The sequence below is a fragment of the Amycolatopsis sp. NPDC051102 genome, assembly GCF_040682815.1.
In the GTDB taxonomy this organism is placed as follows: Bacteria; Actinomycetota; Actinomycetes; order Mycobacteriales; family Pseudonocardiaceae; genus Amycolatopsis.
In genome coordinates this window covers 143,973-165,990 of sequence record NZ_JBFBBT010000017.1, presented here as the reverse complement: position 1 = coordinate 165,990, position 22,018 = coordinate 143,973, and the positions used below count along the sequence as shown (strand labels likewise).

Genomic DNA, 22,018 nt, shown 5'->3' with positions numbered 1-22,018 from the left:
GACGAGTACCCGGCCGAGCCCTACCCCGGCGCCCGGCCGGGTCACTCGTTCGTGCACGTCGACGGCGTCGGGCATCCCCTCGACACCGCGCCCGACGGCTGGCGCAACCGGCTGGCCGTGCTGGCCTACGGTTCGAACGCGAACCCGTCGAAGATCACCTGGCTGCGGGCGCGGCTCGGACTCGAGGGCCCGGTCGTCGTGGCGCACGCGCGCTGCGCCGGGCTCGCCGCGGTGTGGGCCGCGGGCTTCCGCGTGGTCGACGACCAGCGCCCGGCCACCCTCACCGCGCTGGCCGGCGCCGAAGACCACGCCATCTGGTTCGTGACGCCCGACCAGCTGGCGGTCCTGGACCGCTGCGAAGGCCGCGGCACCCGCTACCACCTGGCCCGGCTCACCGAACCCGACGTCACGCTCGAAGACGGCACCCGGCTGACCGAGGTCCACACCTACGTCGGCGCCGCGCCGATCCGCTACCCGCTGCTGGTCGACGGCAAGCCGGTGCGCACGGCCGACGTCCCGCAGGCCGAGGCGGCGAAGCTCGAAGGTGTCGCCGCCGACGGCCACGGCGTACCGTGCGAGGTCGTCACACCAGCTTTCCCGGGTTGAGGATCCCGGTCGGATCCACGGCGGACTTGGCCGCCCGCAGCACTTCGACGCCCAGCGAGCCGATTTCCGCGCTCAGGTAGGGCGCGTGGTCGACGCCGACGGCGTGGTGGTGCGAAATCGTGCCCAGCCCGGTGATCGCCTCGGACGCCGCCGCCTTCGCCCGCTGCCACTGGCCGGCCGGATCGGACTCGTCCCGGGCCGTCAGCACCGTGAAGTAGAGCGACGCACCCGTTTCGTACGCGTGGGAGATGTGGCACATGACGATCGAGCGGCCCAGCGCGGCGGTCAGGGCCGCACGGACGTCGTCACGCAGTTCATCCACATTGGACCAATAGGCCGCCGTTTCGAGCGTCTCGACACAGACGCCCTGGTCCAGCAGGACATCCCGCTGCCGGGGACCGGCGAACCGGCCGTGCCGCCACGATTCACCGAGCGCCTTGCCGACGCGCACGGCCCCCGCCGCCTTCAGCCGCCGCGTCGTCTCACGGCGGCGCAGCGCCACGTCGTGCGCGGTGCCTTCCCAGCCGACAATGAGGAAACACGGCCGCCGCACGCCCCGCGCGACCAGGTAGCGGCGCAGCGCCGTCGTCTTCAACCCCGCGTTCAGCGCCAGCGACACCTCGGTTTCGTCCACATCGGACAGTCGGGTGACGTCGGCGAGCGCGTGGTGCTGCGCGAGGTCCCGCACCGCCTCGGCACCGGCCGTCCAGCCCGGTAGCGCGTAACCCTCGTACCGCCGGACCTTCGGCGCCGGCCGCACCCGCAGGGCGACTTCCGTGATGACGCCGAGCGTCCCCTCGCTGCCGATGGCGAGCTGGCGCAGGTCCGGCCCGGCCGCGGAGGCCGGCGCGACGCCGAGCTTCCACGGGCCGCGCGGGGTGGCCAGCCGCACCCCGGTCACCATGTCCTCGAACCGCCCGTAGCCCGACGACGCTTGGCCCGCCGAGCGCGTCGCCGCGAAACCGCCGATCGTCGCGCGCTCGAAGGACTGCGGCACGTGCCCGAGCGTCAGGCCGTGCCCGGCGAGCAGGCGCTCCGCCTCGGGCCCGCGGACGCCCGCCTGCAGGACGGCGATGCGCGACTCGGCGTCCACTGACACCAGCGCGTCGAGCCGGACGAGGTCCAGCGCGATCACCGCCGCCTTCTCGCCGCGCAAGGCCGCGACGCCGCCGACCACCGACGTGCCGCCGCCGAACGGCACGACACCGACGTCGTGCTGCACGCACACGTCGAGGACCGCCTGGACCTCGTCGGGATCGGCCGGCAGCACCACCGCGTCGGGCACCGGGAAGCTCGCCGAAGGCGACCGGCGCCGCAGGAGGTCGAGGTAGGACAGCCCGGTCGCCCGCGCGAGCCGCGCCGGGTCGTCCACCAGCACGTTCTCCTCGCCGACCACCTTCGCCAGCGCCTCCACAGCAGACTTCGCCAGTTTCGGTGACGGTATTTCCACCGGCATTTCGCGCGCTGGGGCGGCGGCGGGGGCGACCGGACCGATACGCTGGTCGAGCCACCTGGCCGCCCGCGCGGGCAGCGGGGTGGCGTCGGCGGCGTCCTCGGTCCAGGACCGGCGCAGGCGGTGGTCAATGAGCGGCTTCACGACTACAGTGTGACATATGGACGTGAAACGTCACACCACTCAGGCCGCGGCTTCGTCCGCGCTCGCGGACACCCGCAACCGCCAGACGGCCACCCGCGTGGCCGATGACGTGCTGCTCGACGCCGCGCGCTCGTGCGTGCTGGCCGTCGGTGTGCGCCGCACCACACTCGCCGAGATCGCCCGCACCGCGCGCGTCAGCCGGATGACGGTCTACCGCCGGTTCCCCGACGTCCGCAGCGTGCTCGCCGCGCTGATGACCCGCGAGTTCAGCGGGCTGCTGCGCACGGCGAGCGAAGGCGGCGCCGACGCCGCGCACAGCCGCGACCGGCTCGTGCTGATCGCGGCCGCCGGCGTCCGGGCACTGTCGACCGATCCGCTGTTCCGCACGCTGCTCGACGTCGACCCCGAGCTCGTCCTCCCGTACATCGTGGAGCGGCTCGGCGCGACGCAGAAGTTCGCCGAACAGGCGTTGCACCAGCTGCTGGAGGCCGGCCACCAGGACGGTTCGATCCGGCGGGCGCCGGTCGCCGTGCAGTCCCGGTCGGTGCTGCTGGTGGTGCAGTCGTTCGCGTTCTCGCTGCGGCCGGCCACGGCCGACGTGCCCGAGGCGGCGCTGATGGCGGAGTTCACCCACGTGCTCGACGCGGCGCTGAAGCCGTGACGTCCGGCTCGCTCAACGCGCGGCGCCGCGAACGTGAGCTCGCGGAGCTGGCTGCGGGCGAGCGAGTCGACGTCGTGGTGGTCGGCGGCGGCGTCACCGGCACGGGCATCGTGCTGGACGCGGCTTCCCGGGGCCTGTCGGTGGCGCTTGTGGAGGCGCACGACCTGGCGTTCGGGACGTCACGCTGGTCGTCGAAGCTGGTGCACGGCGGCCTGCGGTACCTGGCCCACGGCGAGTTCGGCCTGGCGCACGAGAGCGCGGTGGAGCGCGGGATCCTGATGACACGCACGGCACCGCACCTCACGCGCGCGATGCCGCAGCTGTTTCCGTTGTACCCCAGCACATCCCGGCTCCAGGAGCGCGTGGTCGCAGCCGGCTTGCGGGCGGGCGACGTGTTGCGCCGGGCGGCACGCACGCCGTCGTCCGTGCTGCCGCGTCCGCGCTCGGTTCCGGCGGCGGAAGCGTTGGCGCTGGCACCGGGGATTTCCCCGCACGGCTTGCGCGGTGGCTTGCTGGCTTACGACGGCGCGCTGGTCGACGACGCGCGGCTGGTGGTGACCCTGGCCCGGACGGCGGCGTCGTTCGGCGCCCGGATCCTCACGCGGCTGTCGGCGCTTTCGCTGTCCGCGGACCGCGTTCAGGTGCGTGACGGCATTTCCGGTTCCACTATGGACATCCACGCCCGCCAGGTGATCAACGCGACGGGCGTGTGGGCGGGCACGCTGACCGGCGCGGTGCGGCTGCGGCCGTCGCTCGGATCACACCTGGTACTGGCGCCGGGAACGGTCCCGCTGGGAACGACATCGGTGAACATCAGCGTGCCCGGCGAGACCAACCGGTTCGTGTTCCTGCTCCCCCAGCCGGACGGCCGGGTCTACTTGGGACTGACGGACGAGCCGGTTTCCGGGCCGATCCCCGCCGTGCCGACCGTTCCCGAGTCCGATGTGGATTTCCTGCTGGAACTGGCCTCGTCCGTGCTGTCGCGGCCGCTGACCCGGGCGGACGTCGCCGGCTCGTACGCGGGCCTGCGTCCGCTGGTCGAGGGGACGGGCGGCCGGTCGGCGGACCTTTCGCGCAAGCACGCGGTCCTGGCCGGTTCGGACGGCTTGCTGACGGTGGTCGGCGGCAAGCTGACGACGTACCGCCGGATGGCCGAGGACGCGGTCGACGCGGCGGTCCGCCTGGCGGGACTCAGTGCTTCACCCTGCCGGACGGCTCGATTGCCGTTGCTGGGCGCGGCTCCACGAGCGGAGCTGTCCCTTGTGGACGCTGCACCCCGGCTGGTGGCCCGGTACGGCACGGAGGCACCACGGGTGGCGGCGTTGGGCGAACTGGACGCGGAGTTCGCGGCGCCAGTGGGACCGGGCACCGAGATCACGGCGGCGGAGATCGTGTGGGCGGTCCGGAACGAAGGGGCGCTGGACGTTCCGGACGTGCTGGAGCGCCGGACGCGGTTGTCGCTGATCCCGCCGGACGCCGAGGCCGCGGCGGCGCGGGTGGCGGAGATTGTCGACAAGTCGCTCGCGGGTCTCGACTGAGCGTAGAACCAGACTTGATGTTCTCTTGAGTTGACGTCTCATTGTGTTTTTGCAACAGTATGTCGTATGAGCCCGGTCAGACGCGGCAAAGAGCTGCCGATCTACAACCGGCTTCCCGTGCTCCGAGCCGAGCGGGGGTTGAGCAGGGCCGCGCTCGCGAACGCCGTCGAGGTCAATCCGCAGACCATCGGCGCGCTCGAGCGGGGCGACCACTATCCCAGCCTGGACCTGGCGTTCCGGATCTGCGCCGTGTTCGACCTGCCGGTCGAAGCCGTGTTCGGCCGGGAGCCGTTCACGCCACTGTCCACCCAGGTCTACCGCGAGGGGGAAGCATGACCGAACTGCCGGGGTGGCGCGACCGGCGGCACCGGCGGCCGCTCGTGGCCGTGCTCGTCGTCGCCGATCTGGCGCTGCCCGACGACGACCCCGAGGATTTCGCAGAGGGGATGGGGAATGCCTGAGGGGACACTGGAGATCGACCGGATCTCCAAGCGCTACGGCGCCAAGACCGCGCTGGACGGCGTCACGTTCGACGTCCGCGCCGGCGAGCTGTTCGGTTTCGTCGGCAGCAACGGCGCCGGCAAGACCACCACGATGCGGATCGCGCTGGGGGTGCTCGCCGCCGACGGCGGGGAAGTCCGGTTCGGCGGCGAAAAGGTCACGCACGAAACGCGCACGCACATCGGCTACATGCCGGAGGAACGCGGCCTGTACCCGAAGATGAAGGTGCTCGACCAGCTCGTCTACCTGGCCGAGCTGCACGGGCTGAGCGCGAACGAGGCTCACCGCAACGCGGAGAACTGGATCACCCGGCTCGGGCTGGCCGACCGCCGCAAGGACGAGGTGCAGAAGCTGTCCCTCGGCAACCAGCAGCGCGTCCAGCTGGCCGCGGCGCTGGTGCACGACCCCGCGGTGCTGGTGCTCGACGAGCCGTTCTCCGGCCTCGACCCGCTCGCCGTGGACGTGATGAGCGGGGTGTTGCGGGAGAAGGCCGCGGCGGGGGTGCCAGTGGTGTTCTCCAGCCACCAGCTCGACCTCGTCGAGCGGCTGTGCGACCGGGTCGGGATCATCCGCGGCGGCCGGATGGTCGCCGTCGGCACGGTCGCCGAGCTGACCGCCGGCGCGCGCAGCAAGCTGGTCGTGACGGCGCCGGCCGCGCACCCCGGCTGGGCCGCCGGCCTGCCCGGGGTGCGGGTGCTGGAGCAGCAGGGCGCGACCACCGTACTCGACCTCGAACCGAGCGCGGACGACCAGGCCGTGCTCGCCGCGGCGCTGGCGACCGGGCCGGTCACCGAGTTCAGCCGCCGTCGCCGCTCGCTGACCGAGCTCTTCCGCGACGCCGTTTCCGACGGCGCCGCGGCCCCAGGGGAGGAACCGCGATGAGGAAGCTGAGTGGCCGCCGGGCGGTCTGGCTCGTGATGAAGCGCGAACTGAACACGCGGCTGCGGACGCGGTCGTTCGTGGTCGGCACGGCGGTGCTGCTGGTCCTGCTGCTGGGGTACGTGGTCTTCCAGACGGCGCTGGCCGGTTCGTCGGACCGGAGCACGGTCGGGCTGACCGGCCAGGCGATCGGCATCGCCCGCCAGCTGCAGGCCGAGGCGGCCGTTTCGGGCCGTGAGATCACCACGGTCGTCGTCACCGATCCGGACGAGGGCAGGCAAAAGGTCGAGAACGGCGACTTCGACGCGCTGGTCTCGGGCAGCGCGGCGCAGCTGACCGCCACCTACAAGTCCTCTTTGGACGACCAGCTGCGCCGCGTCCTCGACGAGGTCGCGCAGCAGCAGGTGCTCGACGGCGTGCTGTCGTCGGCGCAGCTCGAGCCGGCCGAGGTGATGGCCCGGGTCAACGGCACCCACGTGCACGACGACGCCCTCGAACCGCAGCCTGCGGATCACACGCAGCGGCTGGTCGTCGGCCTGGTCGTGGCGTTCCTGCTGTACATGAGCATCATCACCTACGGGATGATGGTCGCCCAGGGCGTCGTCGAGGAGAAGTCGAGCCGGGTGGTGGAGATCCTGCTCGCCAGCGTGCGGCCGTGGCAGCTGCTGCTGGGCAAGGTGATCGGCCTCGGCCTGGTCGGCCTGACCCAGCTGGTGATCCTCGCGGTGGTCGGCTTGGGCGCGGCGTCGGTGACCGGCGTGTTCACCCTGTCGGGGTTCGCGACGGGCGCGGTGCTGTGGGGCCTGCTCTGGTACCTGCTCGGCTTCCTGCTGTACGCCACGATCTACGGCGCACTCGGCTCACTGGTGTCACGCCAGGAGGACACCCAGTCGGTGGTCGGGCCGCTCAACATCATCCTGGTGGTCGGGTTCATCGCCGGGTTCAACCTGCTGGTCCAGAACCCGGCGGGCTCGGCGACGCAGATCGTGTCGCTGATCCCGCTGCTGTCCCCGATCCTGATGCCGGCCCGCATTTCGACGGGCGCGGCGGCGGGCTGGGAGATCGGGCTGTCGCTCGCGCTGACCGTCGCGTTGGTCGCGCTGCTGACGTGGGTGGGCGGGAAGATCTACGGCAACAGCGTCCTGCGGATCGGCAGCCGCATCAAGCTGTCCGAGGCCCTGCGTGGCTGACGTGCGGCCGGCCGGGCCGGCCGACGTGGCCGCCATCCGCCGGTTCGGCGAGGTACACGTCCGGGCGCACTACGCCCCGCTGATCGGCGCGGCCGCGGCGGACGCCCAGGTCCGCGACTGGTGGAACGAAACGCACCTGGCGGCGGCCGTAGCCGGCGGGCTGGTGATCGTCGCCGACGACGGCGGCGAGCTCGCCGGTGTCGGGCAACGCGGCCGCAACGGGCCCGAGCACGTGATCTACAAGCTCTACGTGCACCCCCGGCAGCGCGGCCGCGGGCTCGGCCCGCGGCTGCTCGACACCCTCGCCGCGCAGCTGCCCGCCGACGCCGAACGGCTGTACATCGAGCACTTCGCGGCCAACGAGCGAGCCGGTGCCTTCTACGAGCGCGAAGGCTTCACCGTCGACCGGATCGTGCCGAGCGCCGCCGGCGACCCCGCGCTCGACGTCGTGTGGCGGGTGCGGCCGGTCAGCGGGACGTGATCTTCCCGTACCGCTCCAGGGACACCTGCCGCTCGTGGGCGTGGTCGACCATCGGTGCCGGGTACTCCTCCGGCCTATCCTTCAGCTGGTGGACCGCCTTGCCCGGCACCGAGCGCAGCTCCGGCACGTACTTCCGCACGTAGCTCCCGTCGGGGTCGAACTTCTCGCCCTGGGTCGTCGGGTTGAAGACGCGGAAGTACGGGGCCGCGTCGGTGCCGCAGCCCGCCACCCACTGCCAGTTCAGCTGGTTCGATGCCAGGTCGCCGTCCACCAGGTGCTTCATGAAGTGGCGGGCGCCCAGCCACCACGGCAGGTGCAGGTCCTTCACCAGGAAGCTCGCGACGACCATCCGCACCCGGTTGTGCATCCAGCCCTCGGCCAGCAGCTGCCGCATGCCGGCGTCCACGATCGGGTAGCCCGTGCGGCCCGCGCACCACCGCTCGAACGCCTCGCGGTCGTCGTCGTGCTCCATCGCGTCGAAGCGCTTGTCGTAGTTCTCGCGGGCCGTTTCCGGGCGGTGCCACAGGACGTCCGCGTGGAACTCGCGCCAGCACAGCTCGCTCCGCAGCGACTTCGCGCCCGCGCGGTCGTCGCCGTCGAGGTCCGCCAGCAGCGTCCTCGGGTGGACGCACCCCCAGCGCAGGTACGGCGAAAGGCGCGTCGTGCCGTCGCGGTCCGGGCGGTCGCGGTCGACGTCGTAGGTGTCGATGCCGCCGTCGAGGAACGCGTGCCAGACGTCCAGCGCGGCCTGCTCGCCCGGCTCGGGCAACACCGCGGACACCCGGGGCGGCTTCGGGATCTTCAGCGAGCGCGGCGGCTCGATCCAGTCCACAAGGGACGGTCCGGTGTCGGCGGGCGAGTGCCAGCCGCGGGCGGTCCAGGCTCGGAAGAACGGCGTGAAGACGCGGTACGGCTCGCCGTCCGGCTTGGTGACGCTGCCCGGCGTCACCGCGTACGGGGAGCCCGTCTCGACCCAGTCGATGTTGTGCTCCGCCAACGCTTTCGCGACCGCGGCGTCCCGGCGGCGGCCGTAGGGGCCGGTGTCGGCGCTGACGTGCACCGCCGCGGCGCCGATCTTCTTCGCCACCTTCACGACCTCGGCCGCCGGTTCGCCGCGCACCAGCATCAGCCGGCCGCCGAGCTGCTCGTTCAGCTTCTCCAGGCAGCCGTGCAGGAACGCTTCACGCGGCGCACCGCCCGGCTTCAGCAGCGCTTCGTCGAGGACGTACAGCGCCAGCACGTGCTTGCTGTGCTTCGACGCCTCCAGCAGCGCGGCGTGGTCGCCGAGCCGCAGGTCACGGCGGAACCACAGGACGACCGGCGCTTCTCGAGTCACGGCGGTAAACGATAAGCGCCCCGCCGCGCAGGTGCACGGCGGGGCGCTTGTCCGGGTGAGCGATCAGCGCTCGGACATCGGGGTGTAGTCCCGCGACGCGTGGCCGGTGTAGATCTGCCGTGGGCGGCCGATCTTGGTGGCCGGGTCGTTGATCATTTCGCGCCAGTGCGCGATCCAGCCCGGGAGCCGGCCCAGCGCGAACAGCACCGTGAAGAACTTCGTCGGGAAGCCCAGCGCCCGGTAGATCAGGCCGGTGTAGAAGTCCACGTTCGGGTACAGCTTCCGCTCGACGAAGTAGTCGTCGGAAAGTGCGGTCTCTTCGAGCTTCTTGGCGATGTCGAGCAGCTGGTCGCCGCCCTTCAGCTTGCCGAGGATCTCGTCGGCGGTGCTCTTGATGATCTTCGCGCGCGGGTCGTAGTTCTTGTAGACCCGGTGCCCGAAGCCCATCAGCTTCACGCCCTTTTCCTTGTTCTTCACCCGCTCGACGAACTTGGCGACGTCGCCGCCGTCGCGCTGGATGCCCTCGAGCATGTCCAGCACCGCGGAGTTCGCGCCGCCGTGCAGCGGGCCGAACAGCGCGTTGATGCCGGCCGAAATCGAGGCGAACAGGTTCGCCTCGGACGAACCGACCAGGCGCACGGTCGAGGTCGAGCAGTTCTGCTCGTGGTCGGCGTGCAGGATGAACAGCAGGTCGAGCGCCTTGGCGGCCTCGGGGTCGACCTCGTACGGCTCCGCGGGGAAACCGAAGGTCATCCGGAGGAAGTTCTCCACCAGGCCCAGGGAGTTGTCCGGGTACAGCAGCGGCTGGCCGACGGACTTCTTGTAGGCGTAGGCCGCCAGCGTCGGCAGCTTCGCCAGCAGGCGGACGGTCGACAGCTCCACGTTCGGCTCGTCGAACGGGTTGAGCGAGTCCTGGTAGAAGGTCGACAGCGCCGACACCGCACTGGACAGGACCGGCATCGGGTGCGCGTCGCGCGGGAAGCCGCTGAAGAACGCCTTCAGGTCCTCGTGCAGCAGCGTGTGCCGCTGGATCTTCTCGGTGAAGTCGGCCAGCTGGGCCTGGGTCGGCAGCTCGCCGTAGATCAGCAGGTAGGAGACCTCGATGAAGGTTGACTTCTGGGCCAGCTGCTCGATCGGGTACCCGCGGTAGCGGAGGATGCCGGCGTCACCGTCGATGTAGGCGATGGCCGACGACGCGGCGCCGGTGTTGACGAAACCGGGGTCGTAGGTGATGTACCCCGTCTGCGCCAGCAGCTTCCCCAGTTCGATCCCCGGCGCGCCCTCGACCGGGTGCACGATCTTGAACTCGTGCTCGCCATTCGGCAGGGTCAGCTTCGCGGTTCCGCCGGACTGCCCCGCAGTCGTCGCGTCGGACATGCAAGTCCCTCTCACGTTGGGCACGGGCCGGCGGCGCCTGTAGGTTTCACAGGTAGCCACGTGTTCACGCGAGGAAACACTGGCGCCTCGCTGCACACCGCCCCGCTGGGGTATGAAGAATGCCCCACCACGCTAGTCGAGAAACCCGCCTTCGCGCAGCGGTGACGTTGCTCCTGGGGCCCCCTTTGGGACCAGGTTCACACGGTGGACGCCATATCGGCCGAAGTCGGCGGCTCCGCACCGCTGCGGGACACCGTGATCGACGCCGCTTTCGCGGCGAAAGCGAGGGCCTCGCGCCACGCGTCCGCGTCGAGAGAGGCCAGGTCGGCGGCCTCGTGGGTGTGCAGCCACGCCAGCAGCGCCCCCTGCACTGTGTCGCCCGCGCCGATCGTGTCGACGACGGTGACTTTTCGCGACGGCACGTGGGCCAGCTCACCTGCGGCGGTGATCACCGAGAGCCCGTCGGCGCCGCGGGTGAGCACCACGGCGTCCACTCCGGACTCGATCCACGTCTTCGCGGCGGCGACCGGGTCGGCGCCCCCGGTGAGCCACGCGGCGTCGTCGTCGGAGATCTTCAGCAGCCGGACGTCCGGCAGCCAGGACGCGAACCGGGCCCGGTAGGCGGCCGGGTCGGTGATCAGCGCCTCGCGGATGTTGGGGTCGAGGACGGTCAGGACGCCGCGGGCGGCCTCGCGCCGCAGCATCGCCTCGTACGCCGACGCGCCGGGCTCGAGGACCATGCCGAGCGTGCCGAGTGAGAGCGCGGTCACGTTCTCCGGCAGCGGCCCCGGGTCCGCGACGAGCCGGTCGGCGGTGCCCTCGACGTAGAAGGAGTAGCGCGCGGCACCCTTCGCGTCGAGCGCCACGACGGCGAGCGTCGTCGGTTCGTCGCCACGCTGCAGCAGCGACGTGTCGACGGCGGAGGCGTGCAGCCGGTCGACCATCGCCTCGCCGAAGCGGTCGGTGGACACGCGCGAGAGGAACGCCGCCGGCACGCCGAGCCGGCCGGCCGCCAGCGCGACGTTGTACGGGCCGCCGCCGAGCCGGGGCAGCAGCGCGCGCAACCCGCCGTCCACAGTGGAATCCAGGGGGTCGCCGGGAACCAGGTCGACCAGAGCTTCTCCGCCTACGACGATCACGCCGGAAGCTTAATTCACGCGGGACTGACAATTCCTGTCCGCTATTTGTCGAGACCGCCGAGCAGCAGTTCCCCCAAAGCGGTGAACGCCTCGGCGTCGGACACGTCGGTCCGCCTGCCGAGCACCCCGGTTTGGATGCCTTCGATGATCAGCCCGGTCATCTCGGCGACCAGCCGGGCGTGGACGTCCCGGAAGACGCCGTCGGCCACGCCCTTGTCGATGAACTGCCGGAGCCGTGTCGCGGCGAACCGGCTGTTGAGCTGGTAGGCCTCGCGAGCGGGACCGAAGGCGGCGAGGTCGCGCATGAAGGCCGCGGACGCCCGGTTGAGGTGCTCGGAGACGCCGGCCAGGTACTCGGCGATGAGCTTGCGGGCGTCGTCGATGCCGGCGACGCGCTCCTCGATCCGCTCCGCGGCGCCCCGGAAGAACTGGGTGACGACCTTGACGGCGAGCTGCTCCTTGCTGGGCGCGAGCGCGTAGAGCGTCGACTTGGAGCAGCGGAGACGGCCGGCGAGGTCGTCGAGGGTGAAGTCCGCGAAGCCCTCGGCCAGGAAGAGCGCCTCGAGGTCGGCGAGCAGGGCGCGCTGGCGAGCGGTCGGCCGTCGGCGGGGTTCGGGGCGCATCGGCTCACTATCTCCTACGTCTTCCGCGCCTTACGGTACTCTGAACGAGCCCACAGTACTGTTTTCAGTACCGCTTTGGAGGACGAAGATGCCCGCCGAACGCCTGCTGCCCGACTCCGATGCGGCGGATCTCGTCGCCCTGGCCAGGGAGATCGCGCGCGACGAACTCGCGCCCCGGGCGGCAGCGGCCGAGGAGGCCGAGCAGTTCCCGCGCGAGCAGTTCCGCCTGCTGGGCAAGTCCGGCCTGCTGGGCCTGCCGTACGCCGAGCGCTGGGGCGGCGGCGCGGTGTCCTACGAGGTCTACCTGCAGGTCCTGGAGGAGATCGCGACGGCGTGGATGACGGTCGGCGTCGGCCTGTCGGTGCACACGATGTCCTGCTACGCCCTGTCGGAGTACGGCACCGACGAGCAGCGCGACCAGTGGCTCCCGGACATGCTCGAAGGCTCGCTGCTGGGCGCGTACGCGCTGTCGGAGACGCAGGCGGGTTCGGACGCGGCGGCCCTCTCGACGCGCGCGCGCCTGGACGGCTCGGACTACGTCGTCAACGGCACGAAGGCGTGGATCACGCACGCGGGCGTGGCGGACTTCTACACGACGATGGTCCGCACGGGCGAGGCGGAAATCTCCACCCTGCTGGTTCCCGCCGCGACGCCGGGCCTCTCCGCGGCGCCGCGGGAGCGGAAGATGGGCCTCACGGGCTCCCCGACGGCGCAGATGATCTTCGACGACGCCCGGGTACCGGCCGCGCGGCTGCTGGGTTCCCCGGGAGACGGCCTCCGCATCGCGTTGTCGTCGCTGAGCTCGGGCCGGCTGGGGATCGCGGCGTGCGCGGTGGGCCTGGCGCAGGCGGCGCTTGACGAAGCGGTGGCGTACGCGAAGGGCCGATCGCAGTTCGGCCGCCCGATCATCGAGTTCCAGGGCATCGAATTCCTCCTGGCCGACATGGCCGCGACGGTGGAGTCTTCGCGGGCCATGTACCTGGAGGCGGCGCGGCGGCGTGACCGGGGGCTGCCGTTCAAGCGGCAGGCGTCGATCGCGAAGCTGGTCGCGACCGACGGTGCCATGAAGGTGACGACCGACGCCGTCCAGGTGCTCGGCGGCGCCGGCTACACGCGTGACTTCCCGGTGGAGCGGTACATGCGGGAGGCGAAGGTGCCCCAGATCTTCGAGGGCACCAACCAGATCCAGCGGCTGGTCATCGCCCGCGAGCTGAAAGCATCCTGACACTCGTTTCCCAGACGCGCATTTTTCCACCCCCCTTTGCTTTCCGCACGTGGTGCGGCCGGCGGTGAACCGGCCGCACCACGCACACCCCTCGGCCCTGGCTGGTCTAGCGGTTGTCGCCGTCCTGCGGAACGGACGCCGGCACGGACGGGCTCACGCGGGCGATGTCGCCGCTGAGCACCCATGCGCGCTGGCTGGGCGCGAAGCGCGGCGAAAGCAGCCCATCGTTGATCTCCCGGGTGACCGCGACGCGGTTGTACGCGGTCGCGGGCAGGAACAGCCGGTCGTTGGACTGGCCGCCGTCGGAGGTGTCTTCGAGGTCCGCCTCGACGGCGTCGACGATGCCGTCGTGGTTGCCGTCGACCCGCGCGACCTCGGCCGCGTAGGTGTCGAAGATCCGCTGGCTCAGGTTGTGCTCGTACGGCTCGAAGGACGCCGTCCGCAGGTATACGTCCAGCATCACTTCGTTGCCCAGCCCGCTCGGGATGAACCGGAGCCGCTTTTCCTTGTGGTCGTCGTTGTTCGGCATCGGGCGGTCCGGGTCGTCCGGGCTGGTGTTGAGCAGCCGGTCCGGGTCACGCGGGAAGTTCGGGTTGTCGCCGTCGACCTGCGACTGGTTCTTCACGCCCGAGGGACCCGAGCCCGGCACGATCGACGACAGCGCACCGATCTTGCCCTTTTCGAACGTGCCGGGGATCCCGCCGGTGAACGGCAGCTCGTACGTCGGCGGCACCCAGTTCGTGTACTGGTTGAGCTCCCAGTACGAGTGGAGGTCGCTCTGCTGCGTGGCGTTGTAGGCACCCAGCGACAGCTGGATCGGCACCAGGTTGGACACCTTGTCCGGCCAGTGGTCGTTCGCGGACGGCTCGCGGGGCGCCTTGCCGTCGGTGGTGAAGACCGCGCCCGGCTTGTTGTGGTGGTCCCCGGTCTTCGCCAGCGCCACGGCGTCCGCGGCGGTGATGGTCCCGAAGGCGGCGTGCCCGTCGGGGCGCGGCGCGGCGACGTCGGGCACCGTCACGTCGTGGATCAGCCAGCCCTCGTACCAGCCGGACTCGTTGTTGATGACGAACAGCCCCGAGATGTCGGTGAACATGTCGACGAACGAACCGGGGTCGTCCGGGTCGGTCGGCAGCCCCGGCTTCGGCTCGACGACCACCCGCAGGCCGCCCAGCGCGGGCGGGTCGTGGTTCGGCCCGGTGGCCGTGGGCGCGACGCCGTCGTTGATCCCCGGAACGGTCGTGGTGAACACGTTCGGTTGGAAATTCTTCGTGTCCAGCAGGTAGTACTGGAATAACTGACTCGGCGACGGCGCTTCGGAAAACGCGGTCATCGGCGGGAAGGTCGACGCTCTGCCAGCCAGCACCGCCAGGCGGTCCTTCAGTGGCTGCGGCAGGAACCGGATGTCGCCCCGGTCGGTGAAACCTCCCCCTTGCTGCGTAACGGCTTCGGCTCCGCCGGACAACGCGGCGGTCGCCCCCAGCGTCAATGCCGCGGCCACCGCGGTCGCGGCCTTTCGCTTGCTCGTCATGATTTGCTCCTCGCGTGAAACGGGCAGTCCCCGCGCTCGCCGGCAGGGGCGCGGAGGAGAAATCAAGGTGGCCCCTCGCCGAAAGGTATGCACCCGGGTTACATCCGCACTCGTCCTCGCGGCCGGCGGGCTCGCCGAGTATGGTCCGGAGCTACGGATGTGGAGTCCCGATGGAGGGGAAGTCCGGACCGGACTGGGAAACCGTTTACCGCGAAAATGTCGTCTGGGTATACCGACTGATACTGAAAAAGGTGGGAAACCCGGCGGACGCCGAGGATCTCACCGGCGAGGTCTTCCTCGCGGTGCTGAAACCGTTGCGCGGGAACGCGAACGCGGCGGAGATCCGCGCTTACCTGCTGGCGACGGCCCGCACCGTGCTCGCCGCCCATTGGCGGCGCCTGTTCGGCCGCGAGATCACCACGATCGGCCTCGACGAAACCACGGAAATACCCGACGACGACCACCGGATACCGAACGGCACGACAGTTCCGGCGACGGACCGGCGGGTCGCCGCGATACTCGCCGAATTGCCCGAGCGCGCGCGGAAAGTCCTGCAATTACGATTTCTGGAGTCCTACTCGCTGCAGGACGCCGCCGACGAGCTGGGGGTCAGCCTGGCCAACGTCAAGGTCATCCAGCACCGGGCCCTGCGGCTCGCCGCCCAGGCCGCGGCACGGATCGAGGAGCAGGCATGAACGACGTCGACCGCTTCACCGACAGCCTCCTCGGGCAGCGCTCGCCGGAGCCGTTCCGGCCGGACGACGAGCAGGTGGCCCAGATGCGCGGGGCCATCGAGCTGCAGGCCGCCCGCCTCGGCGCGGCCGACGCGCTGCCGGACGCGGACTTCGTCGCCCGGCTCGGCCGCGAGCTGGCGGCGGAGTGCACACCGCCCGCCATGCCACTGGATCGGCGCGCGAACCGGCGGCGCGTGGTCCGCACGGCCGGGATCGCTGCCGCGTCCCTCGCGGCAGGCGCCGGGATCGACCGCCTGGTCCGCGGCCCGGCACCGGCGGCACCACCGCGGGAACCGGGCGAGTGGCGAACGGTGGCGGCGAGCAAGGACGTGCCCGAGGGCGGCCTGCGGGAGTTCGAGCTGGACACCGTGACCGGTTTCGTCCAGCGGACCCCGGATGGCCTCCGAGCCGTGTCTTCGACCTGCACCCACCTGGGCTGCCGCCTGCGGCTGGCGAACCCCGGACGTCAGCTGGTCTGCCCTTGCCACAACGCGACCTTCGCGCTGACCGGCGAGATCCTGCACTACGACCTGCCGGTGGAGATCCCGCCACTGTCGGTGTTCGAAGCTCGCGAACAGGACGGCGACATCCAGATCTACACCCCCTTCGAGCGGGCGTAGCCGGTTCACCTCGATTGATCGGGCAGCACGCCGGAACCGCCCGGTTACCGGCGTGCCGCCCGAAACTCAGCGGGTCTCCCGGTACCGGCGGTCCTTCGACACGCCCTCGCCCAGTGCCTCGTCGAAGTGGTACACCTCGTCGCCCCGCACGAACACCCGCAGCGCGCGGTTCATGACGTCCAGGGGATCGCCCGACCACAGCACCACGTCGGCGTCCAGGCCCGGCTTCAGCGAGCCGATCCGCCCGTCCAGCCCCAGCATCGACGCCGGGTTGATCGTCAGCGACCGCAGGGCCGTCGCCGGGTCGAGGCCGTCCTTGACCGCCAGGGCCGCCTGGTACACCAGGAAGTTGATCGGGATCACCGGGTGGTCCGTCGTGATCGCGATCTGCACCCCGGCCCGCGCCAGGATGCCCGCTGACCGCAGCGTGCGGTTGCGCAGCTCGACCTTCGACTTCGTCGTGAACAGCGGGCCGAGGATGACCGGGACGTTCCGCTCGGCCAGCAGGTCCGCGATCAGGTGGCCCTCGGTGCCGTGGTTGATCACCAGCTTGTAGCCGAACTCGTCGGCCAGCCGGATCGCCGTGACGATGTCGTCCGCGCGGTGGACGTGCTGGTCCCAGTACAGCTCGCCGTCGAGGACCTTCGAGAGCGTCTCCAGCGTCAGGTCCACCTCGTGCGGCTTGCCCTCGGACTCGGCGTGCGCGCGCTTCGCCTGGTAGTTGCGGGCCTTCGTGAACGCCTCGCGCAGGATCGCCGCGACCCCCAGCCGCGTCGACGGCGTCTGCTTCTTCTCCCCGTACACGCGCTTCGGGTTCTCGCCGAGCGCGCTCTTCACGCTGACGTGCTCCGCGAAGATCATGTCGAGGATGCTGCGGCCCCACGTCTTGACGCCGATCGTCTGGCCGCCGATCGGGTTGCCCGAGCCGGGCTTGATGACGACGCTCGTGACGCCGCCGGCCAGCGCGTCGTCGAAGCCGGACTCGTAGGGGTCGATGCCGTCGACGGCGCGGAAGCGGGCGCCGTTCGGGTCGGTCAACTCGTTCGTGTCGTTGCCGGACCAGCCCTCGCCGTCCTCGTGCACGCCGAGGTGGGCGTGGGCGTCGATGAAGCCGGGCAGCACCCAGGTGCCGGCCGCGTCGACCAGTTCGGCGTCCTCCGGGATGTCGACATCGGCCTCGGTACCGACCGCGACGATCCGGCCGCCGTCGATCAGGACCGTGCCGCCGTCGATGGGTTCACCGTCGATGGGGACGACGTAGCCCCCGACAATTGCCTTCGCCATAGTTCGCCACGCTAACGAACTCACCCGGGCGCGTGCACGCGGGCCTTCGCCAAGTGCACCAGTTCGTGGTCGTGCTCCGGTGTCCGGTGCGTCTCGCGGTAGCCGTGCTTGGTGTACAGGTGCAGCGGCCCCGCGCTCTTCGAGCCCGTGAACAGCCGGAACAGCGTCACCTCCGGCGGCGCGGCCGACTCCGTGAACCGCAGCAGCGCGCCGCCCAGGCCGAGCCCCTGCCGGTCCGGCGCCACGACCAGGCGGCCGATCACGCCGACGTGTCCCGACACCGTCAGCCGCACCGATGCCACCAGCCGTCCCGACTCGCGGATCCCCCAGGACAGGCCGGTCAGGGCCGCGCGCGTCTCGTCCAGGGTCTCCAGCAGCGGTGGCAGGTCGAGGTCGCCGTGCGCGCGTGCTTCGGTGACGTACGCCGCGCGCTGCAGCGTCAGCACTTCGCCCGCGTCGGCGACGCTCAGGCGAAGGGGCTTCACGGGACCCGGATGCCCCAGCTGCCCGACCACGACGCCGCCGGCTCCAGCTCGATCAGGTCGGTGCCCGTGTTGAGCGCGTCGGCCGGGCAGGTCATCGGCTCGATCGCGACCGCGCGGCCGCGGCCGACCAGGTCGGCCGGGGTGAACACCTGCGCCCAGCGGAAGTCCGGGCCGGTCCAGACCAGCAGCTGCTGCTCGCCGTGGGCCAGGACGATGTGGTGCCGGCCGTCCTCGGCGGCGGTGAGGCCGCCGAACGCGGTGTCCAGGTCGACGCCGGCCAGGAGCCGCCCGCCGCGGAAGTCGTAGTCCGTGTCCTCGACGTCCTGCTCCTCGGCGTAGGGCATCTGCTCGTCGGGCAACGACGGCCGGACGCGGGTCGCCGGCAGCGTGAGGGTCAGCTCGTCGGTCGGGACGTCGCCGATCCGGAAGTACGGGTGCGTGCCGACGCCGACGCCGATCGGCTGCTCGCCCTCGTTGCGGATCTCGTGGGTGACGATCAGCTCGCGGGGCGCGACCTCGTAGGTCAGGGTCGCGCGCAGCGGCACCGGCCAGCCCGGCTGCACCTCGACGTCGACGGCCAGGGTGATCGACGACTCGGCGTGCTCCACCAGCTCCCACTCGAGGTGGCGGGTCAGGCCGTGGATGGCGTTGCCGCGCGCCTCTTCGGTGATTTCCAGCTGCTGGGTCTCGCCCTGGAACGTCCACCGGCCGCCCTTGGTCCGGTTCGGCCAGGGCAGCAGCACCTGCCCGGCGCCCATCGGCGGCTTGGCGTCCTCGGGGAACTCCTCGACGTACGGCACGCCGCCGACTTCGAACGCGCGCAGCCCGGCACCGATTTCGGTGACGACGGCGCGCGCGTTGCCGCGGGTGATCTCGAACTGCTGACCGGTCGGGTTGCCCATGGCACGACCTTACCGATCCACAAAATAACTAGACCGGTCGTCATAGTTTGCGCTACGGTCGGGTCATGGTTCGCCGCACCGACACGCGGCAGCGGATGCTCGACACCGCCGCCGACCTGTTCCAGACGCAGGGCTACCACGCCACCGGCCTCACCCAGCTGACGACGGCCGGGGGCGCGCCGAAGGGGTCGCTTTACTTCCACTTCCCCGGCGGCAAGGAGCAGCTCGCCGCCGAAGCCGTGAAGCTGTCGAGCGAGCGCACCGGCGCCCTCCTCGAAGCCGTCCTGGCCGACGCACCCGACCCCGCGACCGCGATCGACCGGGCCGTCGACGCACTCGCGGGCTTCCTGACCGAATCGGGCTTCCAGCGCGGCTGTCCACTCGCGACGGTCGCCTTGGACGCCGCCGCGGCGAGCGAACCCATCCGGGAAGCCTGCGTGGACGGCTACGCGTCCTGGCACGCCGTTCTCGCCGGATACTTCGCCGCACAAGGGCTTTCCGCCGCGCGCGCCGACGAGCTCGCGACGATCGTGCTCGCCGCGATCGAAGGCGGGCTGCTGCTGGCCCGCACCCGCCGCGACCTGGCGCCGCTGCACGCCGTCGCCACCCACCTGCACGCCACCCTCGACCGGGAGTTCTCCTGATGCGCGTCCACCACCTGAACTGCGGCACCATGCGCCCGCTCGGCGGCCGGCTGATCGATGGCAAGCCGGGCCTGTTCCGGCGCGCCACGATGGTCTGCCACTGCCTGCTGCTCGAAACCGGCACCGGCCTGGTGCTCGTCGAGACCGGCATGGGCACGCCGGCCGCGGTCGACCGGACCGCCTGGCTGGGCGCCGGGTTCGTCCGCCAGTCCAACCCCGTCCCGGACCCGGCGCAGACCGCGATCGCCCAGATCCGCGCGCTCGGCTTCGACCCGGCGGACGTCCGCGACATCGTGCTGACCCACCTCGACCTGGACCACGCCGGCGGGCTGATCGACTTCCCGTGGGCCCGGGTGCACGTCTACGCCGAGGAGCTGCGAGCGTTCACCGAACCCCGCGACGCCGCCGAGCGCGGGCGGTACCGCAGGATCCAGTTCGCCCACGGTCCACAGTGGACGTCCTATGCGGACACCGGCGAGCCGTGGTTCGGCTTCGACGCCGTCCGGCAGCTCGACGGCCTGCCGCCCGAGATCCTGCTGGTCCCGCTGTCCGGGCACACCCGCGGGCATGCCGGGGTCGCCGTCGACACCGGGAGCGGCTGGCTGCTCAACGCCGGGGATTCGTTCTTCTTCCACGGGCAGGTCGACCCCTCCGCGCCGCACTGCCCGCCGGGCCTGAAGTGGTTCGAGGGCCGCATGGAGACGGTGCCGCGTGCCCGGCTGGACAATCACCGCCGCCTGCGCCAGCTTGTGCAGGAGCACGGCGACGACGTGACCGTCTTCGCCGCGCACGACGAGACCGAGTTCCTCCGGCTGAGCACTGGTGACAACCGGGGCTTCGCCCCGGGCCGGGGGCTTCGCCACCCGGACCCCCGAAAAACGAGCAGGAGCAGCGTATGAAGGTGCACCACCTGAACTGCGGGACGATGCGGCCGGCGGGCGGCAAGGTCCTCGACGGCCGGCCCGGCCTGCTGCGGCGCGCCGAGCTGGTCGCCCACTGCCTGCTGATCGAGACCGGCGACAGCCTGGTGCTGGTCGACACGGGATTCGGCACCCGCGGCGTGACGCACCCCGGCGAGTGGCTGGGCCGCCCGTTCATGGCGCTGGTCGGCGCGAAGCCCACAGCGGCCGAGACGGCGGTCACCCAGATCGAGGAGCTCGGCCTCGACCCGGCCGACGTCCGCCACATCGTCGCAACGCACCTGGACGTCGACCACGCGGGCGGCCTGGCGGACTTCCCGAACGCCGTCGTGCACGTCCGGGCCGAGGAGCACCGGGCGGCGACGTCCCCGGCGAACGCGGCCGAGAAGAACCGCTACCGCGCGGCCCAGTTCGCGCACCGCCCGCTGTGGAGCACGTACGACGAGCGGGGCGAACCGTGGTTCGGCTTCGAGGCGGTCCGGTCGCTGAAGGGCCTGCCGGAGGAGATCCTGCTGGTCCCGCTGACGGGCCACACGCGCGGCCACACGGGCGTGGCGATCGACACGGGCACCGGCTGGCTCCTGCACGCGGGCGACGCGTACTTCTTCCACGGCCAGCTGGACCCGGTGGCCCCGCACTGCCCACCGGGCCTGACGGCGTTCCAGAACATCGTCCAGACCCTGCGCCGCCCGAGGCTGGAGAACCTGGCGCGCCTGCACGAGCTGGCACGGGACCACCAGGACGAGGTCACGGTGTTCTCGGCGCACAGCCCGGTCGAGCTGGCCGCGCTGCGCCGGTGACCCTCGGCGAGCGCGCGGTGCGCCTGAACGAGCTCGCCCAGGGCCTGCGGCCGCCGGCGGAGGAGGCCCGCTGGTTCGAGCGACAGGACCCGCCGACCCGCCGGGCGGTCTTGGACGAGCTGGCCTGCTACGCGGGGCAGGCGAGAGCAGGCGAAGAGGACCGGGACGAGGCGATCCTCCGCAGCGGCGTCAAGCCCGGCGACACCGCTGCGGTCCTGCTGCGGGTGGGGCCGCCGCACGGCCGGCTCCGGAAGATCTGCGCCCTGCCCGATTACCAGCAGGTGCCGGCGTTCCGCCTGCTGGCAGCGCTGTTCGGGGTCGCGGACGACCGGCGGCGCGCGCAGTGCGGCGGGCAGTGCTCACACGAGTGGCACCACCTCAGCTCGCGGCGAGGGCCTGCTTGACGAGCGGGGCGATCTGGTCCGCCGTCATCTTCGCCGGGCCGGTGTAGTTGATCAGCACCGGTGTGCCCTCGACCAGTTCGGCCGAGGCGAGCGTCGCCGTCTTCTGCTCGTCGATGTAGTAGACGGCGCCGTCCGGGAAGCCCGGGACGTCCGTTGCGCCCGGCTTCGCCTTCTTGATCGACGCCACTATCTCGGCCGGCTTGCCTCGCTTGCCTTCGTAGCGGGTCACCGCGAGCGCGCCCGCGGCCTTGCCGTCGTGCTGGTACTCGCAGCTGCGGGCCTTGCCGCCGTTGGCCGCGCTGTTCTGGACCGGGCCCGGCACCGCCTTGAGGTTGTCCAGGAACAGGGCCTTCGACACGGCTTCGGCGGGCAGCAGCTTGCACGGGTCCAGCGCCGCCGCGGCGGCGTTCGTGCTCGGTGCCGGCTTCGGCGCCGGCTTCGGAGCCGCGGACGAGGAAGGTGCCGGTTTGTCCTCGGACGAGCACGCGGTCAATGCGGCGAAAGCGACCAAAACGACAGCAAAGGTACGCATGCCCGCACCCTA

25 protein-coding genes are annotated in these 22,018 nt (G+C 71.3%); 15 read left to right on the top strand and 10 right to left on the bottom strand.

Features of this window, described 5'->3' with window-relative positions; all coding sequences use genetic code 11:
- The first annotated feature begins 51 nt into the window (after positions 1-51).
- Entirely contained in the window at positions 52-606 is a 555-nt protein-coding gene (locus AB0M93_RS35320) for a gamma-glutamylcyclotransferase family protein (RefSeq protein WP_364281974.1), read from the top strand.
- Here AB0M93_RS35320 and AB0M93_RS35315 read toward each other — a convergent pair.
- Positions 584-2,002: an FAD-binding oxidoreductase gene (locus AB0M93_RS35315; protein WP_364282061.1), complete on the bottom strand. Its 1,419-nt coding sequence runs from the start codon at positions 2,000-2,002 to the stop codon at positions 584-586. The two genes, AB0M93_RS35320 and AB0M93_RS35315, sit on opposite strands and share 23 nt — an antisense overlap.
- Positions 2,003-2,300: 298 nt before the next feature.
- Here AB0M93_RS35315 and AB0M93_RS35310 point away from each other — a divergent pair, with 298 nt between their 5' ends.
- The 7 genes from AB0M93_RS35310 to AB0M93_RS35280 all read left to right on the top strand — a co-directional run bounded on the left by AB0M93_RS35310 (position 2,301) and on the right by AB0M93_RS35280 (position 7,453).
- A complete protein-coding gene (locus tag AB0M93_RS35310; protein WP_354825695.1) occupies positions 2,301-2,864 on the top strand; it encodes a helix-turn-helix domain-containing protein in 564 nt (187 codons plus the stop codon).
- Entirely contained in the window at positions 2,861-4,402 is a 1,542-nt protein-coding gene (locus AB0M93_RS35305) for a glycerol-3-phosphate dehydrogenase/oxidase (protein WP_364281971.1), read from the top strand. Before AB0M93_RS35310 ends, AB0M93_RS35305 begins: the two co-directional genes overlap by 4 nt.
- A gap of 66 nt (positions 4,403-4,468) precedes the next feature.
- A complete protein-coding gene (locus AB0M93_RS35300; protein ID WP_364281969.1) occupies positions 4,469-4,738 on the top strand; it encodes a helix-turn-helix transcriptional regulator in 270 nt (89 codons plus the stop codon).
- Positions 4,735-4,863: a hypothetical protein gene (locus AB0M93_RS35295; protein ID WP_364281966.1), complete on the top strand. Its 129-nt coding sequence runs from the start codon at positions 4,735-4,737 to the stop codon at positions 4,861-4,863. The genes AB0M93_RS35300 and AB0M93_RS35295 overlap by 4 nt, the downstream gene beginning before the upstream one ends.
- Complete coding sequence (locus AB0M93_RS35290) at positions 4,856-5,785, top strand: ATP-binding cassette domain-containing protein (protein ID WP_364281963.1); 930 nt, start codon at positions 4,856-4,858, stop codon at positions 5,783-5,785. The genes AB0M93_RS35295 and AB0M93_RS35290 overlap by 8 nt, the downstream gene beginning before the upstream one ends.
- On the top strand, positions 5,782-6,972 hold the full coding sequence (locus AB0M93_RS35285) for an ABC transporter permease (RefSeq protein ID WP_364281960.1): 1,191 nt from the start codon (positions 5,782-5,784) through the stop codon (positions 6,970-6,972). The genes AB0M93_RS35290 and AB0M93_RS35285 overlap by 4 nt, the downstream gene beginning before the upstream one ends.
- A complete protein-coding gene (locus AB0M93_RS35280; RefSeq protein ID WP_364281957.1) occupies positions 6,965-7,453 on the top strand; it encodes a GNAT family N-acetyltransferase in 489 nt (162 codons plus the stop codon). The genes AB0M93_RS35285 and AB0M93_RS35280 overlap by 8 nt, the downstream gene beginning before the upstream one ends.
- On the opposite strand, the gene AB0M93_RS35275 is transcribed toward AB0M93_RS35280, so the two are convergent.
- From AB0M93_RS35275 to AB0M93_RS35260, 4 genes are all read right to left on the bottom strand, one after another.
- A complete protein-coding gene (locus tag AB0M93_RS35275; RefSeq protein WP_364281954.1) occupies positions 7,440-8,789 on the bottom strand; it encodes a deoxyribodipyrimidine photo-lyase in 1,350 nt (449 codons plus the stop codon). The two genes, AB0M93_RS35280 and AB0M93_RS35275, sit on opposite strands and share 14 nt — an antisense overlap.
- Positions 8,790-8,852: 63 nt before the next feature.
- The gene (locus AB0M93_RS35270; protein WP_364281951.1) at positions 8,853-10,166 is read right to left on the bottom strand and encodes a citrate synthase; all 1,314 of its coding nucleotides are present in this window, start codon (positions 10,164-10,166) and stop codon (positions 8,853-8,855) included.
- Between the two features lie 197 nt (positions 10,167-10,363).
- A complete protein-coding gene (locus tag AB0M93_RS35265; protein WP_364281948.1) occupies positions 10,364-11,305 on the bottom strand; it encodes a carbohydrate kinase in 942 nt (313 codons plus the stop codon).
- 41 nt (positions 11,306-11,346) lie between these two features.
- Complete coding sequence (locus AB0M93_RS35260) at positions 11,347-11,928, bottom strand: TetR/AcrR family transcriptional regulator (protein ID WP_364281946.1); 582 nt, start codon at positions 11,926-11,928, stop codon at positions 11,347-11,349.
- 88 nt (positions 11,929-12,016) lie between these two features.
- Between AB0M93_RS35260 and AB0M93_RS35255 the strand changes: the two genes are divergently transcribed.
- Positions 12,017-13,153 carry an acyl-CoA dehydrogenase family protein gene (locus AB0M93_RS35255; protein WP_364281944.1) on the top strand — a complete coding sequence of 379 codons (1,137 nt, stop codon included), beginning with the start codon at positions 12,017-12,019 and terminating at the stop codon, positions 13,151-13,153.
- A 106-nt stretch (positions 13,154-13,259) separates the two neighbouring features.
- Here AB0M93_RS35255 and AB0M93_RS35250 read toward each other — a convergent pair whose 3' ends face one another.
- On the bottom strand, positions 13,260-14,681 hold the full coding sequence (locus AB0M93_RS35250) for a hypothetical protein (protein WP_364281941.1): 1,422 nt from the start codon (positions 14,679-14,681) through the stop codon (positions 13,260-13,262).
- A gap of 170 nt (positions 14,682-14,851) precedes the next feature.
- Between AB0M93_RS35250 and AB0M93_RS35245 the strand changes: the two genes are divergently transcribed.
- Positions 14,852-15,376, top strand: a complete 525-nt coding sequence (locus tag AB0M93_RS35245; protein ID WP_364281938.1) for an RNA polymerase sigma factor — start codon at positions 14,852-14,854, stop codon at positions 15,374-15,376.
- A complete protein-coding gene (locus tag AB0M93_RS35240; protein WP_364281935.1) occupies positions 15,373-16,035 on the top strand; it encodes a Rieske 2Fe-2S domain-containing protein in 663 nt (220 codons plus the stop codon). Before AB0M93_RS35245 ends, AB0M93_RS35240 begins: the two co-directional genes overlap by 4 nt.
- A gap of 66 nt (positions 16,036-16,101) precedes the next feature.
- Here the strand turns inward: AB0M93_RS35240 and AB0M93_RS35235 are convergent, their stop codons facing one another.
- Genes AB0M93_RS35235 through AB0M93_RS35225 form a run of 3 tightly spaced genes read right to left on the bottom strand, consistent with a single transcriptional unit; the run spans position 16,102 to position 18,706 of the window.
- Positions 16,102-17,319, bottom strand: a complete 1,218-nt coding sequence (locus AB0M93_RS35235; protein ID WP_364281932.1) for an amidohydrolase — start codon at positions 17,317-17,319, stop codon at positions 16,102-16,104.
- 20 nt (positions 17,320-17,339) lie between these two features.
- Positions 17,340-17,834, bottom strand: a complete 495-nt coding sequence (locus tag AB0M93_RS35230) for a GNAT family N-acetyltransferase (protein WP_364281929.1) — start codon at positions 17,832-17,834, stop codon at positions 17,340-17,342.
- Positions 17,801-18,706 carry an aldose 1-epimerase family protein gene (locus AB0M93_RS35225; protein WP_364281927.1) on the bottom strand — a complete coding sequence of 302 codons (906 nt, stop codon included), beginning with the start codon at positions 18,704-18,706 and terminating at the stop codon, positions 17,801-17,803. Before AB0M93_RS35225 ends, AB0M93_RS35230 begins: the two co-directional genes overlap by 34 nt.
- 65 nt (positions 18,707-18,771) lie before the next feature.
- On the opposite strand from AB0M93_RS35225, the gene AB0M93_RS35220 reads away from it, so the two are divergent.
- The 4 genes from AB0M93_RS35220 to AB0M93_RS35205 are packed head-to-tail and all read left to right on the top strand — an operon-like array spanning position 18,772 to position 21,474.
- A complete protein-coding gene (locus AB0M93_RS35220; protein ID WP_364281924.1) occupies positions 18,772-19,350 on the top strand; it encodes a TetR/AcrR family transcriptional regulator in 579 nt (192 codons plus the stop codon).
- Positions 19,350-20,249 carry an MBL fold metallo-hydrolase gene (locus tag AB0M93_RS35215; RefSeq protein ID WP_364281921.1) on the top strand — a complete coding sequence of 300 codons (900 nt, stop codon included), beginning with the start codon at positions 19,350-19,352 and terminating at the stop codon, positions 20,247-20,249. The genes AB0M93_RS35220 and AB0M93_RS35215 overlap by 1 nt, the downstream gene beginning before the upstream one ends.
- Entirely contained in the window at positions 20,246-21,070 is an 825-nt protein-coding gene (locus tag AB0M93_RS35210) for an MBL fold metallo-hydrolase (RefSeq protein WP_364281918.1), read from the top strand. The genes AB0M93_RS35215 and AB0M93_RS35210 overlap by 4 nt, the downstream gene beginning before the upstream one ends.
- The gene (locus tag AB0M93_RS35205; RefSeq protein ID WP_364281916.1) at positions 21,067-21,474 is read left to right on the top strand and encodes a DUF5958 family protein; all 408 of its coding nucleotides are present in this window, start codon (positions 21,067-21,069) and stop codon (positions 21,472-21,474) included. The genes AB0M93_RS35210 and AB0M93_RS35205 overlap by 4 nt, the downstream gene beginning before the upstream one ends.
- Here the strand turns inward: AB0M93_RS35205 and AB0M93_RS35200 are convergent.
- Entirely contained in the window at positions 21,449-22,006 is a 558-nt protein-coding gene (locus tag AB0M93_RS35200; protein WP_364281913.1) for a DUF3558 family protein, read from the bottom strand. The genes AB0M93_RS35205 and AB0M93_RS35200 overlap by 26 nt on opposite strands.
- Positions 22,007-22,018 lie beyond the last annotated feature (12 nt).